This window comes from Desulfuromonas versatilis (assembly GCF_019704135.1).
In the GTDB taxonomy this organism is placed as follows: Bacteria; Desulfobacterota; Desulfuromonadia; order Desulfuromonadales; family NIT-T3; genus Desulfuromonas_A; species Desulfuromonas_A versatilis.
This window is the reverse complement of sequence record NZ_AP024355.1, coordinates 4,337,930-4,352,513: the sequence shown is the minus strand read 5'-3', so window position 1 is coordinate 4,352,513 and position 14,584 is coordinate 4,337,930. Positions and strand designations below refer to the sequence as shown.

Below are 14,584 nucleotides of genomic sequence, written 5' to 3'. Positions count from 1 at the left end.
GTATGACGCAATTGATGCAGAAAGAACTCGACAGGCTGAAAAAACAGCTACTGACCCTCAGCGCCGTGGTCGAGGAGGGGGTCCAGCAGGCCACCCGCGCCCTGGAGAAGAACGACGTGCCGCTGGCCCAGAAGGTCATCAGCACCGACGAGAAGATCAATCAGATGGAGGTCGAGCTCGAGGAAGAGTGCCTCAAGGTGCTCGCCCTGCACCAGCCGGTGGCCATCGACCTGCGCTACATCATCGCGGTGATGAAGATCAACAACGACCTGGAGCGCATCGGGGATCTGGCCAGCAACATCGCCGAGCGGTCCGTCGCCCTGGCCGCCGGGCCCCGCATTGCGGCCCCCTTCGACTACCTGGGGATGGCCGGCAAGGCCCAGGCCATGCTCAAGGGGAGCCTCGACTGCCTGGTGCAGATGGATACCCGGCTGGCCCACAAGGTGCTGGAGCTCGACGACGAGATCGACCAGCAGCACAAGGACAACTTCAGCCTGATCAAGCAGGAGATCCTCGCCCATCCCGAGAACCTCGAGCCGCTCAGCCAGTACCTCACGGTCTCCCGGCACCTGGAGCGGATCGCCGACCTGGCCACCAACATCGCCGAGGACGTCTACTACATGATCGAGGGTGAGATCGTGCGCCACGTGAAAAGCTGGGGGAAGTAGCCGGGCATTTGTTTTCTTGACAGCTCCTAATGCTTGGGCTCAAAATGCCCGGCAAGGCCTTTCCCAGAGCGAGGAGCTGTCATGAGGATACCCATTTACCAGGTCGATGCCTTTGCCGCCGAGGTCTTCGGCGGCAACCCCGCCGCGGTCTGCCCGCTGGTCAGCTGGCCCGAGGACCAGCTGCTGCAGGCCATCGCGGCCGAGAACAACCTTGCCGAGACGGCCTTTCTGGTCTCCCGCGGCGAACAGTACGAGCTGCGCTGGTTTACCCCGAAGGTCGAGATCGATCTCTGCGGACACGCCACCCTCGCCGCCGCCTACGTGGTGTTCCACTACCTCAATATCCACCTCCCCGAAGTGCGCTTCTCCACCCGCAGCGGGCCCCTCGTAGTGCGCCGCGAGGGGGCGTTGCTGGCCATGGATTTCCCCGCGCGCCCCGCGGTCCCCTGCAGCGTCCCCGATGGGCTGGTCCAGGGGCTGGGCGCGGCGCCCCTCGCCCTGTTCAAGGCCCGGGATTACCTGGCGGTCTTCGCCAGCGAAGCCCAGGTCCGCGAGCTGAGCCCCGACTTCAGGACCCTGGCGCGCCTCGACTGCCTGGGGGTCATCGCCAGCGCTCCGGGGGAGAGCGCCGATTTCGTGTCCCGCTTTTTCGCCCCGGCCATCGGCATAGACGAAGACCCCGTGACCGGCAGCGCCCATTGCACCCTGATCCCCTATTGGGCGGACCGCTTGGGGAAAAAGGCGCTGCAGGCGCTGCAGGTATCGGAGCGGGGAGGGACCCTGTTCTGCGAGGATCTGGGCGAACGGGTGAAAATCGCCGGAGAGGCGGCCATCTACCTGGAGGGTACGATCACCGTCTGAGGCAAAGCGGTCCGCCGGCTGCGGGCCGCTCCCCCGGTTGGAGACCGCCCGGCAGGCTGGCGGCAGCAGCCCCGCCGGTTTCCGGCGGGGGGAGAATCGAAGAGCGACGCGCAGCCCGGGGGTCAGTGGGTGGAGGAAATCCGCGGGGGCTGGGGCTCCTGCTCGATGGTGACTTCCGTATAGGTGAAGGTGGCGCGGTAGGGAAGGTCGGGGTCGATCCCCTGGGCGCGGAGGATTTTGCCCACTTCCTTGGGGTTTCTGCCTAAAATTTGCTCAAGGGGCAGGTGAATGGTCATGGCTGGTCTCCTGTCGCAGCTGTGGTCGGGCCTAACTGCCTCCCGGCGTTGTTTTTTTCATTATTATGCAAAAAACAGGCCTGTGACTCCAAATACCACCATCCCCGGGGAAGTCAACCCTTGGCGGGGAAATTAACCGGGATTGGCCCGCCCGGTGCCCGGGTCCCGGTCAATTGCTTGCGCCCCGGCCGGTCCGCTCGAGAAATTCCCGGGTGATCCGCGCCAGCCGCCGATCCAGGCGCCTGAAGACCTCCCGCCGAATCGCCCCAGGCACCTGCCCGTAGAAGGCCTCGGCCAAACTGCCGGCGATGCAGGCCAGGGTGTCGCTGTCGCCGCCCAGGGAGACGGCGTTGCGCACCGCGTCCTCGAAATCCTCGGCCTCGAAAAAGGCGGCGAAGGCCGGGGGGACCGTCCCCTGGCAGCTGACGTCGAACTGGTAGTCGGGACGGATCTCGTCGAGGGTCCGGTCGAGCCGATAGCCGAATTTCTCGCCGAGGAAGCGGCGAATCTCTTCCTTGCCCCGCCCCTGGCGCGCCAGCAGGATGGCCGCCGCCACCGCCTGGGCCCCCTTGATCCCCTCGGGATGGTCGTGGGTGACCGCCGCGCTGGCCCGAGCCGCCGCCAGCACCGCATCCAGGTCGTCGTAATACCACCCCACGGGGCTGACCCGCATGGCCGAGCCGTTGCCGAAGCTGTTGTAGGGGCCCTCCGCGGGCCCCGCCGCCCAGGCGCGGAAGCGGCCGCCGTAGCCGGCCTTCGGGTAGAGCCGGAAGTATTCCCGCAGCGACTCGCCGTAATCGCGCCCGCTCAGCAGACTCTCGGCCAGGGCCACCGTGTGCACGCTGTCGTCGGTAAAGCAGCATTCGGGGTGGAACAGGTCGAAATCCTTACCCTTGTAATTATGAAATTCGAACCGGGAGCCGATGATGTCCCCGGCCAGAGCGCCGAGCATGCGATCCCTCCTTTTCTGTGAACGGAAAGCCCGGGCCAGCCACGAACGCTTATTGCTGAGGTGGATAAATAGCGAAATCTCGCTTTCGTGGCAGGGACGCGGTTCTCGCGCCCAGGGCGGGGGGCCCCCGCCCCTACATTTCAATATTAAATCACCACAGCGACAGCATTCGTGTCAATTGGTGAAAATTCGCGGCTAAGGATTTTTCCCCTGGCTTAAGATTATCCGCCGCTCAACCCCGGGCCAAAGCCGGTGTCATCGCCAAAATCCTCCTCCCGCCTTGCAAAACCTCCCGTTTCTGGTTTGCTTATGAAGGAAAATTTCTAATGATTTTTTTTCAAGGAGGTGTGGCATGCGCGGATATGCATTTCTGGCGGTGGCCCTGCTGGCCGGCCTGCTCCTGGCGCCGGCTCCGGTGCGGGCCGGGGCGATCCTCAAGATCAGCGACGACTCCCAGATCGACCTCGGCTTCCGCCTCCAGGCCCTGTACCTGGCCAGCGAGAGGGATCGCAACGGCGACGGCGATTTCGAGGACTACGACGATTTCAAGGTGCGCCGGGCGCGTATCCGCCTGGGGGCGGACATCACCCAATGGGTCAGCGCCTTCATGCAGACCGAGTTCGCCGAGGACCCCGGGGTGGGGGCCGATGCGCGGATCATCGACGCCTTCATCGTCCTCAAGCCCCACAAGCTGGCCCACCTCTATCTCGGTGAAAACATGGCCCCGGTGCTGCGCCAGAACCTGACCAGTTCCGGAGCCCTGATGGCCATCGACCGGCCGGCGCTTGCCTACAAGAACCTGACCTGGGGCACCCGGGCCCCCCTGGCCTTTACCAACACCAATTTCACCGATTTCGACGCCGGCCTGCGCGGCGACGTCGACGTCCGCGACACGGGCCTGACCCTGTTCGGCAGCGACTCCCTTTCCCCGGAGCTGCATTTCAAGTACTACCTGGGCGTCTATGACGGGGTCCAGGAATCGAGCCGCGACAGCGAGCGTTATGCCGGGCGGGTGCAGTTCAACTTCCTCGAGGCCGAACCGGGTTACTACAACTCCTCGACCTACCTGGGAACCAAGAAGACCCTGGGCATCGGCCTGGCCTTCGACCTGCAGGACAGCGTGGCCCGCGAGCAGGGGACGGGGGACAACGTCGATTACGCCATGTACAGCTTCGACCTGTTTTGCGAACACCCCCTGGGGCCGGGGTCGCTGAGCGCCGAGTTCGGCTACGTCAACCTCGACCTCGACGATGCCGGGCTGCTGGTGGACAATGGCGGCGGTCTGCTCGGTGTCGGCAGGGCCACCGGGGAGCAGGCCCAGGGCGAGGGTTTCTACCTGCAGGCCGGGTATTTCATCGACAACTGGCAGCCCTGGATCGACTACGAAATCTGGGAAAGCGACGGGCCCGGCGATCGGGGGAGCTTCCAGCTGCTGCGCTTCGGGCTGAGCTATTTCATCAAGGGGCACAACGCCAACATCAAGCTCGGCTACGAGGTGGCGGAGGCCGACGAAGACTTCGCCGGCACCCGCGAAGATACCCTCGAGAGCTTCGTCACCGGTCTCTATGTTACCTACTGAGCGGAGGATGACTTGCCGGCGGGTCGGGTGGGAGGGGCGGCTGGGTCGCAGGCTTTTGGTGTGGCTGCTGGTGATTTTTCTGCTCCCCGCGGCCGCCCTTGCGGTTGCCGAGGGGCCCTCGCCCCAGCGCGAACGCTTCGAGCAGGCCTACCGGCTGGTGCTTTCGCGGGTCGCCGGCGGTGAATTGCCGGTTTCGGCCGAAGAGGAAGCCATCGACCTGCGCAGCGCCTTGGGGCACCAGCTGGTCGATCACGAGCAGGCCCTCGAGCGACTGAAACGCCAACTGCAGCGGGCGGCTCCAGCGCAGCGGGAGGCCCTTGCCGGCCTGGTGGCCGAGGCGGGCGCCGCCCGCGAACGCCTGGTGCACGACTGCCTGCGGCGCATGGAGCAGTTGCTGACCACGGGCGCCCTGGCACCCACCGGCCCGGGCGAGGGCAGTCTCCCCGCGAGCCTGGCCCCGGCTGCGCCGAGCGTCGTGCTGCCCATCGAATCCCGGCCCGAGGACCCGACCCTGGGTCGCTTCGAGTAATAAACGGGCCGTTCCCCTCGCGGCAAGCGGCCTGGCTTCACCTCAGATCTGAAATTCGCCGCGGCCGACAGTCGCTGCCGGGGCGCCGTGCTCTTCGCATTCCTGCATCGACCAGACCTGCCAGCCGTCGTTGACCTCGACGTTGAAATAATCCGAATGGCAGGGCAGGATACGGCCGACCTGGTGCGAGCGGCTGTTCAACAGCTGTTTTTCCTCGCCGCCGGTGACTGCGCTGCAAATGTTCTGGTAATCGAGCCGTGTCATGGGGTCACTCCTTTTTCAATGCCACAGACCTGCCCGTCTGCTATCCTTCCGATATCCCAATTATACTACACCACGGCCGGGCCGCCGCCAGCAGGCGGCGCCTTCCCCGGCCGCTTCAAAACGGAGGAGATAGATGGAATACCAGATGATCCACAGCTGCATCCGCGTTCTCGACCTGGAAAAATCCCTGGAGTTTTACACCAGGGCCTTCGGCTTCGAGGTGGCCAGAAGGCTCGATTTTCCCGAACACCAGTTCACCCTGTGCTACCTGCGGGCCCAGGGCGGAAACTTCGAGCTGGAACTGACCTACAACTACGAGCAGAAGGAGCCCTACGTGATGGGTAACGGCTATTCCCACCTGGCGGTGGGAGTGCGGGACCTCGAGGGCTCCCACAAGCTGCACAGCGAGATGGGCCTGCACCCAAAGCCCCTGAAGGGCCTCGCCGGGGGCGAGGCGCGCTTCTATTTCATCGCCGACCCCGACGGCTACCTGGTGGAGGTGGTGCGCCAGGGGTAAGGGGGCAGGTGCCGGTTTTCTGACAACCCGGCCGAAAAGACAAGAAGCCCGCCTCGGGAAGAGGCGGGCTTCTTGTTGTCTGAGCCTGGAGCCGGCCGGATACTGCCGGCTCCAGGGCAAGGGGTTAATCAGCTGTACGCTTAATGCACTTCCTGAACATCGGCACTGCGACCTTCGCCGTGGCAGGTTACGCAGGTCTCGGTCGGGCCGTTGCGGGTGAAGGCCACGTTGGCAGCCATGTGGTTCTCCGCGGCGGCGCTGTCATGGCAGGCGAAGCAGGCCGAGGAGATCGGCGCCATGCGCAGGTTGGCTTCCGGCACGAAGTTGGTGACCGCGGTGGTCGGCGCTGCCTGGAGGGTGCTCCAGATGGCGTTGGCCGGGACCGCCTCGGGCAGGAAGGTGCCCGGATCGTGGCAGGCCGAGCAATCCGCGGCGCGTCCCAGGAAATCGACTTCGCCGAACAGGTGGACACCCTGGCCGCCGGTGGTGGCGGAGATGTTGCCGCGGACGAAGTCGAAGGGCAGGGTGCGTTTTTCTGCGCCGTGAATGGCGTGGACCATGTCCTTGAGGTTGTTGGAGAACTCGCCGTAGGTGACGCCGTTGGCGGTGCCGCGGCCGCTGTTGGTGATTTCGGCGTTGTGGCAGGCCACGCAGTAGTCAGGATTGTTGTTGCGGGCTTGGGAGCCATGGAAGCCGAGCCACTCGTGGCAGGCGTTGCAGCGATCCATGTTGACCACCTGGCGGCGGGCAGTGTTGGTGGTTTCGCCGTTGGCGACGCTGCTTCCTTCACCAACGATCAGCGACTTGCCGAGGATCAGCACGCCGGCGCCGGTGTTGGGGTTGGTCATGGTCAGGCCGCCTTCCAGGCCGATGGCGCGCATGGACGAGGCGTTGACAGCGGCAAAGGCCTGGGCCGAGAGGTTGTAGTTGAGGTTTGCGGTGTAGTAGCCCTCGGCATCCTGGGTCAGGCCGGCCAGAACGGTGCTGAGGTTGACGCTGACCGGCTGGTCGAAGGCATCCAGGGTGGTGTCGACAGCGCCGTCAAAGTAGCTGCGGCCGGCGCCGAAGGCGTTGTTCCAGTCGGCCGGAGCGGCAATTGCGGGCCCGTCCAGGACATCGGCGGGAGCGGCCTGGGGAGCGGCCCAGATCAGGCGGAAGCTCAGGTTCTGGGCGGTGGCGCCCACCGAGGCCAGGTTGTTCAGGTTCACCGGCGCGAAGGTGTCGGTGGAGAGCTGCTTGGCCAGAACGCGGAAGCGGACGGTGGCCTGCTTCTGGTTGGCGGTGGCGGTGTCGGCCAGGCTCACGCTGGCGATTTCGTACTGGAGGATCTTGGCCCAGGCCGGAACCTCGGGGTTGTTTTCGGTGGAGACCACGGTGCGGTGGGCGATCTCGATGTCGATGCTGCTGCCGGTGCCGACATGGCAGCTGGCGCAGGAACTGTCGTTGGTCTGGGCCAGGTGGCCGGTGCCGGCGGCGAAGTCGATGGCGTCATGGCAGGAGCCGCAGGCCACCCGGCTGGGGCGGGTTTTCCAGTTGTCGCCCTGGGGAGTGGCTGCGTCGGCGCCGCTGTGGCACTTGGCGCAGTTCTTCAGGCCTTCGGCGCTGGAAAAGGTGTTCATCGGGTAGACCACGCCGGAGTAGTCGTGGCCGCCGAGGCTGTAGCCGTTGGCCAGGTAGGCGCCCATGTGGATTTTGTGGACCATGGTGGTCATGTCGCCCGCGCCTGCAGTCAGGTCGGGGTTGTGGCATGTGACGCAGTATTTGACCTCGAAGCGACGGCCGTGCACGGTCAGCTTGCCGTGGCACTCGTTGCAGGAGGTGGTCATGGCGATGTCACGCTGGGCGACGATGCCCCCGGCGGGGACGAAGTCGAAGGTCATGTTCATCGCCGGCAGCGCCACGGCGCCATCGCCGATCTGCGCGGCCACCCGGTGGGTCAGGGTCGGCTCGTAGGGGACGGCGGCCACCGCGGTAACGTCGGTGGAGAAGGTGTAGACGTAGCTGCCGTCGCCGTTGTCGACCAGGGTGCCGTTGTTTTCAGTGGTGGGGGAGCCGGAACCGCTGCGGATGTAGTTGACCCAGCTGTCGGGGCTGCCGGCCGCGCCGGGGACCAGCTTGGCGATGTTGATGCGGATCAGGCGCGAGACGCCGCCGTCGCGGATGGCGCCCAGGCCGGCGATGCCGCGGCCGTTGGCGTCCTTCACGGTGAAGGAAACCACGGGCGGGCTGTTGATGGTGACTCCGGTGACTTCGGCGGTCGGGGTCAGCGCGGCGAGGGTTTCCGGGGTCTGCAGGCTGGCGTCGACAATCGTGGTGCCCGGGGCGCCGGCAGCGCCGTCAGCGCCGTCAGCGCCGGCAGCGCCCTGAAGGCCGACAGGGCCCTGAGAGCCGTCGTCACCGCACCCGGCCAGGCCGAGGGTCGCGGTGAGCATCGCGACCAGAAGCAGTTTTGCTCCTACGTTCCACCTTTTCATATTACTTTCTCCCTTTAGAGTGGTCTTTGTGCGACCGGCCCGTGCCGGCGCATGCAACTGCGTGGGCTGGGGATCGGCGATCTCCCAATGAGATCGCCGATCCGAAGTTTACGTTTACGGGCGGCTCAGTCCGATCCAGGCCACCGCGGCATCACGGGTTGCCACGGGCAGGCCGAGAGCATTGATCGCCGCGACCGTAGAGTTGTTAAGCAGGTTGTCGTCCAGCCAGTCGATGGAGTCCCAGATCAGCCGGTCGGCGTAGCGCACGTTGTGGGCATAGGCGCCCGGATCGTGAGCCAGCAGGTTGAAGTTGAAGGCCGCGCCCATGTTGTTGGGACCGGTGGCGGCGTCGCCCCAGTTCTTGGTCGCGAAGTAGGGGTGGTTGGGCTGGAAGACAAACCCCTTGGCGGCCAGCTGGGCCTCGAGAGCATCGAGGGCGGCATCGAAACCGTCACGCAGGCTGTTCAGGTCGCCGGCGGCCAGGGCCAGGGCCCCGACGTGGCAGGCGTTGCAGAAGTCGGGGTTGATGGCCGTCACCAGGTCGGCAGCATCCTTGGTGACCACGGCGAAGCTGTGGCTCTGCCCGGCTCCGGCGCTGCTCATGTGGCACTTGACGCAGGGGCCGTTGTCGTCAGCCGAGGTGCCTGCCGAACCGGCGGTGCCGATGCCGGCATGCAGGTTGGAGGGGGTCTGGTATTCGCGGCCGGCGTAGTGGTAGCCGCTGGCGGAGAAAATGGTGCCGCCGGCGGTCAGGTAGTGCGAGTTGATGAAGCTGAGGTTGCTCCAGTCGGTCGCCGGGTTGGCGGCCCGGGCGGCGATGCTGCCGCCGCTTTCACGGCCGGTGTGGCAGGCCATGCAGACGTTGGACTCGGCAACGTCGGGGTAGGTGAAGCTGGCGCCGGTGTAGTCGGCGGTGATGGCGCCGGGGTCGCGCAGCGAGCCCTTGCTGTCGGCGTGGCAACCCCAGCAGTAGAGCATCTCGTTCTGGGGCGAACCGGTGCCGGGGGTCCAGTCGGCCAGGTGCGAGAAGTCGTTGTTGGCCGGGTCATAGCCTGCCGGGTCGGTCAGGTAGTTGGCGATGCCGGTGGCGGTGTGGCAGCGCTGACAGGAGGCGCGGTTGCCGGTGCCGGTGGTCTGGTCCCAGTTGTAGTGGACCCAGCCCGGGGCGTCGGCGTCGGTGACCGCCGCGGCGAGGCGCTCGTCCACCGTGGCGGCGGCGTCCTTGATGCTCAGCAGGTGACCGCCATGGGCCGAGCGGGCCCAGGCGTCATTGATCTCCAGGGTCGGGTTGTGGCCGTTGAAATGGCAGACCTGACAGCCCTGCTGCTCGGCGGTCTTCACCACGAAGCCCTCGATGTCGGCGGTGGCCGGGTTGTCGAAGTGGGTGTCGTTGATCAGCCGCTCGGCGCGGGTGCCGTGGAACAGTGCCTGGTCGACGCCGTGGCACTGGCCGCACTGCTCGGGACCCGGAACCGGGAAGGGCAGGGGGCCGATGCCCCGATGGAGTTGGCCGCCGCCGTGGCAGGACTCGCAGCCGACCACGCCGCGCTCGGCCTGCCCGGCGAAGGCGAGGCTCATCTGCAGGCCGTCGCTGAGCTGATCGTGGCAGACGGTGCAGGTGGGGTTGTCGGTGTCGGGCACGGCGTTGCCGTTGGCGTGGCGGCTGGCCATCCAGTCGGCGGTCACGCTGGTGCCCTGGTTGTGGCAGGTCGCACAGTTTTCGATGCCGAGGGTCTGGGCGCCGGTGATGCCGTCGCCGCCGGCCTGAGCGGTCTGATCGCCCCCGGAGCCCCGGTTGCTGCCGCAGCCCGAGAGCGAGAGGCTCAGGGCGGTGGCCAGGGCCAGCAGGGTCAAGGTTGATTTTTTCATTGTTGCCTCCTTCAGGTGTGGTTGTGCGCTGGAGAGTCGGTCAGTGACACTTCCGACAGGTTTTGCCGCCGCTGGCGCGATCCAGCCGGCCCTTGAACTCATCCCAGTCACCCGGGTGGGGGTTGACCATCAACCCGCTGCGGGCGCTGTGACATTTGAGACAGATATCCCCCTCGGGGTGGCAGCTCTGGCAGGTGGCCAGGTTCTTGCGCGCCTCGCGGGCGTGCTGGCCCGACCACTGGTGGGTGGGCAGCACCGAGTTGGGGTGGCAGGTCTGGCACTGGCTGTCGTCGAACCCGGCGTGGGCGCCGTCCAGGGTGCCGTCGGTGAAGCCGCGACGATGCGAGGCCAGGGCCAGGTCGTTGCGGTTGAAGTTGTCGTGACAGTCGCTGCAGAAGCTCGGCTCGTGGCAGCTCGAGCACAGCTGCGGTTCGGTGCGCGCCGCCAGCGGATGGGTGACGTGGAAGTCGCTGCGGTGCACGTTGAGCATGCTGTTGGAAAAGGAGCCCTGCTCGTCGGCGAAACCCGACTTGTGGCACTCCAGGCAGTCGGACTGCTGATGGCAGGCCGCGCAGTCATAGGTGTTGCCCTTGGCGAAGGGGCGGTGGGTCAGCGGCCAGGTGACCCCGTGGGTCTTCAGGCCGGGAAAGCTGACCTCGTCGACGAAGCCCTGCTCGTGGCATTCCAGGCAGACTTTCTGGTCCGGGCTGATGCTGGGCGCACCGGCCACGTGGCAGGTGGCGCAGTCGACCGGGTCGAGGTAGGTGTTGTGCGTGGCGTGGTCGAACTGGGCCGCCAGGGCGGGCCCGGCTCCCAGCATCGCGACGGCCGCCAGCGCGGCAAGCAGATTTTTCTTCATAGACGAACCCGTCCCCGACAGTTAATTAGGCTGAGGCCATCGTAGCAAATAAGATACCAACTTTGGTGGGGAGGCGAAGAGTGGAAAAACCTGGATTTCTGGGCGGGAAAAAGACCGAAAAATGCCTAAACTCCGGGGGGGTACGTCAAAAAAACACCTGGGCGCCGTTTTTTCGCGGTGTCGCTTTCTTGACAACTGCGACCAAGAGGGGAAAAGATTAGAAGTTTATGGGTGAGGTAGGGAATCGGGCTGGGGGACTGCGTGGGCAGATGGTCGGTACAGAGTGATGAGCTTTATCGGTAAACGCTAGATAATGGAAAACGTGGCCGTTGTCAATTGGGAAATTCGCAGGGCTGGGCAGTCGCAGGTAAGTCTTTTAAACCATTGTGTTTTATTCGGGAGTCAGCAACGTTTGGCAGACCCCTCGGCGGGCCGTGAAAACACGGAAATTGAAAAAATCCGTATTCCGGACAAAAAAAGGCCGCCCGATGGGGGCGGCCTTTTCTGAACCGAGCCCCCGCCGGAGCGGGGGCTGTTGCAGGTTGAGGTTGATGATTACGGACGGGTTGCGCCCAGCCAGTTGGCGGCGCCGGGGTAGGTCGCGGTGTAGTCGGCGATGGTCCCGTCCAGGCTGCCGTCTTCGAGGTAGTCGATGGAGTCGAAGATCAGACGCTTGACGTAGTAGCGGTTATGGGCGAAGCCGCCTTTTTCGTCGACATGCAGCTTGGAGTTCTGGAAGGCACGCAGGTCGTTCTCCACCACGCTGCTGTTGTCGATGGCGACGCCGGCGTAGTTGGCAACGGTGTTGGCCAGCAGGTCGACCAGCAGCTGGCCGGCTTCCTGGTACTCCTCGGCCTCTTCCTCGAGAACCGCGGCGGCATCATCGGCCATCTGCTGGGTAACCACGGTGGGTACCGCGGCGGTGCCGTTCCAGATGTCGAGGGTCTGGCCGACCTGACCCTGGGCGACGAACAGGGCGTGTTCGCCGTCGTGGCAGCTGACGCAGACATCGGCGACGATGCCGGTGATGACGCCGCTGTCGTTCTTTTCAACCACGGCGAATTCGTGGTTGGGCATGTCGCCGCTCATGTGGCAGCTGGCGCAAGGGCCGGCGCCGTCGACGCTGATGCTGTCGTGGGCGAAGTAGGGCTTGTTGGCGTAGCTCAGGCCCGGGAACTCGGCGCCCACATGGGTGAGCTCGCTGAACAGGGTGGCAGCGGCGGGCGCGTGGTGGCCGGCGAAGCGGCTGCTGGTGGAGACGGTCTCGTTGTTGCCGCGGCCGCTGTGGCAGACGATACAGGTGTTGGAGCTGCCGGAGTCGGGGAAGACCACCGCTTCGCCGCCAACGGTGTAGGAGGCGGTGACGGCACCCTGGACGCGCAGCGCGCCGGACTCGGCGCTGGTGTGGCAGCCCCAGCAGTAGAGCAGTTCGTTCTGCGGCGAGGGGGTCACGGTGCCGGTAGCGGCGTCGACGCTCCATCCGGAGAGATGGGAGAAGTCGTTGTCCGCGGCATCGTAGCCTGCCGGGTCGGCGACGTAGTTCACGAAGCCGGTTGCGGTGTGGCACATCTGGCAGGACTGGCGATTCTGGGCATCCCAGTCATAGTGGGTGAAGCCGCCGTTGGACGACCCGTCGGAGCCGTAGGCCGCCATGACCGCGTCGACCACCTCGGCGCTGCGGGGGGCGTTCTCGGGGTGCAGGATGCCGTCGCCGTCCGTATCCGGATCGAAGGATGCGGCAGCGGCCCGCTTCTGGACGAAGACTTTGGCGGCGTGGCCCGAGCTGGCCCACTGGGTGTGGATGGTCGGGGCGCCGCGCTCATCGCCTTCGGCCCGCGGACGGGTGTTGGTCTTGAGCTCGTGGCCGTGGCAGTCGAAGCAGGGATTCGCCGAGTTCATGCGAATGACGTAACCTTCGATCTGGTTGATGACCGGCGGGACGGCGGCCAGGTCTTCGTTACCCTGGCCGGCAGGGGTGTTGGGGTCGTCGTAGTGGGTGGTCGGCAGGGTGCGGTACCAAGCGGTATCGTGATAGAACTGGGCGGTACCGCTGTCAACCGAGCCGGAGCCGAACATGGTGCCGTCGTTGAGCTGGTAGTTGTGGCAGCTGGTGCAGAGGTCGAACTGGTCGGAGACGCCGTTCTGGTTGGGGTCCCAGGCGGGATCGACGGTCACCATCTGCTTGGTCAGGGCGTTGTGGCAGGCGCCGCAGACCGGGGCGTGGAGAACCGGGTTGCCCTGGCCATCCACGTTGGCCAGAGCTTCCACCTGGCCGGGGCCCACGGGGTCGCCGTTGGCTACGATGGCAGCGGTGACGGTGGCCTTGTCGCCGACCACGGACTTGAAGGCGATGGAGCCTTCGGCGGTGTGACAGCGCTGGCAGTAGCGGGTGTCATGGCCGTCGGCAAGCATCTCGACGTTTTCGGGATTCTCGGCATTGTGCTTGGAAGCCAGAATGAGGTTGGTCTGCGTGTGACACTCACCGCAGCGCTCGGCGTTCGGAGCGGGGAAGGGGATGGGGCCTTCGCCATGGTGGAACTGCCCGCCGCCGTGGCAGGCTTCGCAGTCATGGGTGACCCGGGAGCCGAATCCGTTGGTAAGGTCGGGATTCTGGCCGGCGATTCCGCTGATCTGGGTGTGAACGTCAAGCGTGTGGCAGAGGGTACAGTTCCCGGTGGTTCCCGCATCTTCGATGGCTACGGTCGCTGGGGTGGACGAGGAATCGGAGCCCCGGTTGCTACCGCAGCCCCAAAGCGTAAAGCTCAGAGCCGCGGCCAGGGCCAGCAGGGTTAGGGTTGACTTTTTCATTCTTGCCTCCTTCTTTGGTGGTTACTCATTGGGCGTGTATGCCGGAGCCCCGTGCGGTCCGTCGTTTGACCGCAGCAGCTCCTTAGTGGCACCTCCGACAGGTTTTGCCGCCGCTGGCACGATCCAGCCGGCCTTTGAAGTCATCCCAGTCGCCCGGGTGGGGGTTGACCATCAACCCGCTGCGGGCGCTGTGACATTTGAGACAGATATCCCCCTCGGGGTGGCAGCTCTGGCAGGTGGCCAGGTTCTTGCGCGCCTCGCGGGCGTGCTGGCCCGACCACTGGTGGGTGGGCAGCACCGAGTTGGGGTGGCAGGTCTGGCACTGGCTGTCGTCGAACCCGGCGTGGGCGCCGTCCAGGGTGCCGTCGGTGAAGCCGCGACGATGCGAGGCCAGGGCCAGGTCGTTGCGGTTGAAGTTGTCGTGACAGTCGCTGCAGAAGCTCGGCTCGTGGCAGCTCGAGCACAGCTGCGGTTCGGTGCGCGCCGCCAGCGGATGGGTGACGTGGAAGTCGCTGCGGTGCACGTTGAGCATGCTGTTGGAAAAGGAGCCCTGCTCGTCGGCGAAGCCCGACTTGTGGCACTCCAGGCAGTCGGACTGCTGATGGCAGGCCGCGCAGTCATAGGTGTTGCCCTTGGCGAAGGGGCGGTGGGTCAGCGGCCAGGTGACCCCGTGGGTCTTCAGGCCGGGAAAGCTGACCTCGTCGACGAAGCCCTGCTCGTGGCATTCCAGGCAGACTTTCTGGTCCGGGCTGATGCTGGGCGCACCGGCCACGTGGCAGGTGGCGCAGTCGACCGGGTCGAGGTAGGTGTTGTGCGTGGCGTGGTCGAACTGGGCCGCCAGGGCGGGCCCGGCTCCCAGCATCGCGACGGCCGCCAGCGCGGCAAGCAGAATCCTATTCATATCGCAA

General features: G+C 65.6%; 13 protein-coding genes. 5 read left to right on the top strand and 8 right to left on the bottom strand.

The window, feature by feature from the left end:
• Positions 1-2: 2 nt before the first annotated feature.
• Positions 3-668 (top strand): phosphate signaling complex protein PhoU, encoded by a 666-nt coding sequence (gene phoU / locus DESUT3_RS19525; RefSeq protein ID WP_221250167.1) that lies wholly within the window; start codon positions 3-5, stop codon positions 666-668.
• 81 nt (positions 669-749) lie between these two features.
• Entirely contained in the window at positions 750-1,529 is a 780-nt protein-coding gene (locus tag DESUT3_RS19520; protein WP_221250166.1) for a PhzF family phenazine biosynthesis protein, read from the top strand.
• Between the two features lie 122 nt (positions 1,530-1,651).
• Here the strand turns inward: DESUT3_RS19520 and DESUT3_RS19515 are convergent, their stop codons facing one another.
• On the bottom strand, positions 1,652-1,825 hold the full coding sequence (locus DESUT3_RS19515; protein ID WP_221250165.1) for a hypothetical protein: 174 nt from the start codon (positions 1,823-1,825) through the stop codon (positions 1,652-1,654).
• Positions 1,826-1,994: 169 nt separating this feature from the next.
• Positions 1,995-2,777 (bottom strand): ADP-ribosylglycohydrolase family protein, encoded by a 783-nt coding sequence (locus DESUT3_RS19510; protein WP_221250164.1) that lies wholly within the window; start codon positions 2,775-2,777, stop codon positions 1,995-1,997.
• Between the two features lie 352 nt (positions 2,778-3,129).
• Here DESUT3_RS19510 and DESUT3_RS19505 point away from each other — a divergent pair, with 352 nt between their 5' ends.
• Positions 3,130-4,356, top strand: coding sequence for a porin (locus tag DESUT3_RS19505; protein ID WP_221250163.1), 1,227 nt, complete (start codon positions 3,130-3,132; stop codon positions 4,354-4,356).
• Between the two features lie 55 nt (positions 4,357-4,411).
• Positions 4,412-4,885 (top strand): hypothetical protein, encoded by a 474-nt coding sequence (locus DESUT3_RS19500; protein WP_221250162.1) that lies wholly within the window; start codon positions 4,412-4,414, stop codon positions 4,883-4,885.
• Positions 4,886-4,927: 42 nt separating this feature from the next.
• On the opposite strand, the gene DESUT3_RS19495 is transcribed toward DESUT3_RS19500, so the two are convergent.
• The gene (locus tag DESUT3_RS19495; RefSeq protein ID WP_221250161.1) at positions 4,928-5,149 is read right to left on the bottom strand and encodes a hypothetical protein; all 222 of its coding nucleotides are present in this window, start codon (positions 5,147-5,149) and stop codon (positions 4,928-4,930) included.
• 133 nt (positions 5,150-5,282) lie between these two features.
• Here DESUT3_RS19495 and gloA point away from each other — a divergent pair, with 133 nt between their 5' ends.
• Positions 5,283-5,666 (top strand): lactoylglutathione lyase, encoded by a 384-nt coding sequence (gloA, locus tag DESUT3_RS19490; protein ID WP_221250160.1) that lies wholly within the window; start codon positions 5,283-5,285, stop codon positions 5,664-5,666.
• 140 nt (positions 5,667-5,806) lie between these two features.
• Here gloA and DESUT3_RS19485 read toward each other — a convergent pair whose 3' ends face one another.
• From DESUT3_RS19485 to DESUT3_RS19465, 5 genes are all read right to left on the bottom strand, one after another.
• Positions 5,807-8,140 carry an OmcA/MtrC family decaheme c-type cytochrome gene (locus tag DESUT3_RS19485; protein ID WP_221250159.1) on the bottom strand — a complete coding sequence of 778 codons (2,334 nt, stop codon included), beginning with the start codon at positions 8,138-8,140 and terminating at the stop codon, positions 5,807-5,809.
• Between the two features lie 114 nt (positions 8,141-8,254).
• Positions 8,255-10,009 carry a cytochrome c family protein gene (locus tag DESUT3_RS19480; RefSeq protein ID WP_221250158.1) on the bottom strand — a complete coding sequence of 585 codons (1,755 nt, stop codon included), beginning with the start codon at positions 10,007-10,009 and terminating at the stop codon, positions 8,255-8,257.
• Between the two features lie 40 nt (positions 10,010-10,049).
• Positions 10,050-10,868, bottom strand: a complete 819-nt coding sequence (locus tag DESUT3_RS19475; protein WP_221250157.1) for a cytochrome C — start codon at positions 10,866-10,868, stop codon at positions 10,050-10,052.
• A gap of 555 nt (positions 10,869-11,423) precedes the next feature.
• Positions 11,424-13,676, bottom strand: coding sequence for a hypothetical protein (locus tag DESUT3_RS19470; RefSeq protein WP_221250156.1), 2,253 nt, complete (start codon positions 13,674-13,676; stop codon positions 11,424-11,426).
• Positions 13,677-13,758: 82 nt separating this feature from the next.
• On the bottom strand, positions 13,759-14,577 hold the full coding sequence (locus tag DESUT3_RS19465) for a cytochrome C (protein ID WP_221250155.1): 819 nt from the start codon (positions 14,575-14,577) through the stop codon (positions 13,759-13,761).
• Between the last annotated feature and the right edge of the window lie 7 nt (positions 14,578-14,584).